This window comes from Streptococcus cristatus (assembly GCF_003943815.1).
Classification (GTDB): domain Bacteria; phylum Bacillota; class Bacilli; order Lactobacillales; family Streptococcaceae; genus Streptococcus; species Streptococcus cristatus_F.
In genome coordinates this window covers 1-2,577 of sequence record NZ_RJNA01000033.1, presented here as the reverse complement: position 1 = coordinate 2,577, position 2,577 = coordinate 1, and the positions used below count along the sequence as shown (strand labels likewise).

2 protein-coding genes are annotated in these 2,577 nt (G+C 29.8%); both read left to right on the top strand.

The annotated features are described in order from the left end of the window. Complete coding sequence (locus D8872_RS10545; protein WP_037612952.1) at positions 1–1,158, top strand: nucleotide sugar dehydrogenase; 1,158 nt, start codon at positions 1–3, stop codon at positions 1,156–1,158. A gap of 88 nt (positions 1,159–1,246) precedes the next feature. Further along, complete coding sequence (locus D8872_RS10540; protein WP_125390877.1) at positions 1,247–2,455, top strand: MFS transporter; 1,209 nt, start codon at positions 1,247–1,249, stop codon at positions 2,453–2,455. Positions 2,456–2,577 lie beyond the last annotated feature (122 nt).

Sequence of the window (2,577 nt, the reverse complement as noted above, 5' to 3'; positions counted from 1 at the left end):
ATGAAAATCACAGTCGTAGGTGTTGGATATGTTGGGTTATCAATAGGGGTACTACTTGCAAGAGAACATGTAGTTACTTTTTTTGATATTGACAATAAAAAAGTTGATTTAATAAATAAAAGGCAATCTCCTCTAAAAGAGAATGCTATAAAGAAATTTTTGCATGAGGCAAAAAATATTAATGCAACTACATCTGAAGAATTGGCTTATAAGGATGCAACTTTTATAATATTGGCATTGCCAACCAATCTGAAAATGAATAAGCTTGATACTTCCTATGTCGAAATTACAATAGATAATATTTTAAAGATAAATAAAAAGGCTACAATTGTTGTAAAGTCAACAGTTCCAATAGGTTTTACCAAATATTTAAGAAATCGTTTTAACTATAATGATATAATTTTTTCTCCTGAGTTCCTTCGGGAAGGTTATACTATTCATGATCAATTGTATCCTTCGAGGATTATTGTTGGTAATGAATCTAAAAATTCTCAATTATTTTTAGACATAATGATGAAAATAGCAGTTGAAGAAAACTTGCCAACTTTATTAATTGGGTCTTCTGAAGCAGAAGCGATAAAGCTATTTTCGAATGCATACTTAGCACAAAAAATTGCTTTTTTTAATGAGTTGGATACATTTGCTGAGATGCAGAATTTAGACTCTAAAAAAATTATTGAGGGGATGGGGTACGATTGGAGAATAGGAAATTCGTATAATAATCCTTCATTCGGTTTTGGTGGTTACTGTCTTCCTAAAGATGTTAAGCAATTAGAGTATCATTTTAAAGATATTTCTGCGCCAATTATTACAAGTATAAACAAGTCTAATTTATTTAGAAAAGTTCATATAGCAAAAATGATTTTAAATAGCTCAGCTAAAACCATAGGAATTTATAGAATTAATTCAAAAAAAGAGTCAGATAATTGCAGAGAATCTTCTACAATTGATGTTGTTAGACATATAAAAAGAAGTGGCAGAGATGTTGTAATATTTGAGCCTTTAATTAAAGACAAAATGTTTTTGGATTGCCCTATAATTAATGATTTTAATGAGTTTAGTGCTCATTCTGATATTATAGTTGCTAATAGAATAGATGACATTCTGATGAAATATAACTCAAAAGTTTTTACACGAGATATTTTTCAATATGATTAACAAAAAGATTGATATTTGAACAAAGTATTTTTTATTTAATAATTTCAGTTAATAGTTGTCGTACCCGAGAATTTTAAAGGTCTATAAAATGAATAATATGAAAAAAAATATTCTATACTTGGTGTATAGTAAAGGTATATCTCGAATAGGAGATGTTATGTTTGACTACGCTAATAACAGATTTCTTGCAGGGATCAATCCAACGTCACTATCGTTGGTTGCTATCTATCAATCATTAGAAAGTGTGATAGGAGTTCTATTTAATTTATTCGGTGGAGTCATTGCAGATAGCTTCAATCGGAAAAAAATTATTATTGCTACAAACATCTTATGTGGTCTTTCTTGCATAACTCTTTCATTTATATCCCAAGAACAATGGTTGGTTTATGCGATAGTCATAACAAATGTCATTTTGGCTTTTATGAGTGCTTTTTCAGGGCCATCATACAAAGCTTTTACGAAAGAAATTGTAAAAAAGGACAGTATATCACAACTTAATTCATTGTTAGAAACAACAAGTACTGTGATTAAAGTAACAATTCCTATGATTGCAATTTTCTTATATAAGTTACTTGGAATACATGGTGTGTTATTATTAGATGGATTATCGTTTTTAATTGCTACCTCACTAATTTTCTTCATTACTCCTGTAAATGAGGAGGTGGAGACAAAAGAGAATATGACGATAAGAGGAATCTTTGATGATTTAAAAATAGGATTTACGTATGTATATAGTCATAAACAAATTCTTATTATAATTGCCCTTTCAGCACTTGTTAACTTTTTTCTAGCAGCCTATAATTTGTTGCTGCCATACAGTAATCAAATGTTTGGAAGTATTTCAAGTGGGCTATATGGAACCTTTTTAACAGCCGAAGCGATTGGTGGCTTTATTGGTGCGATATTAAGTGGATTTATCAATAAATCCTTGTCAAGCAAACGTTTAATGCTCTTTTTAGCATATTCAGGTTTGATGTTAATGCTAGTAGCGCCGCTCTATTATATGTTCCGCAACGTCATTATTTTAGCCTTTTCTCCAGCATTATTTAGTCTATTTCTTTCCATTTTTAATATCCAATTTTTCTCTATTGTTCAAAGAGACGTAGATAATGAGTTTCTTGGCAGAGTATTTGGAATCATCTTTACGGTAGCTATTCTTTTTATGCCACTAGGTACTGTTTTTTTCTCAGTAGTTTTAAATCCTAACAATACTTTTAATCTTTTTATTATTGGTGTATCTATTACGATATTATCGCTAATATTCAGCANGCTATTGAAGAGGTATGATAGAAATTGATAGATGATAAAAATATCTGATATAGAGAATTTAGAGCGCCTTTGGAATTTAATCAATCACAGTTGAATGTGAAGGGCAATCTGTTTTATAAGAATACAATCAAGATATCCAATCAAGATATC

Coding starts and splice junctions, on each gene's coding strand:
- D8872_RS10545 (WP_037612952.1), top strand. CDS start 1: ATGAAAATCACAGTCGTAGGTGTTGGATATGTTGGGTTATCAATAGGG.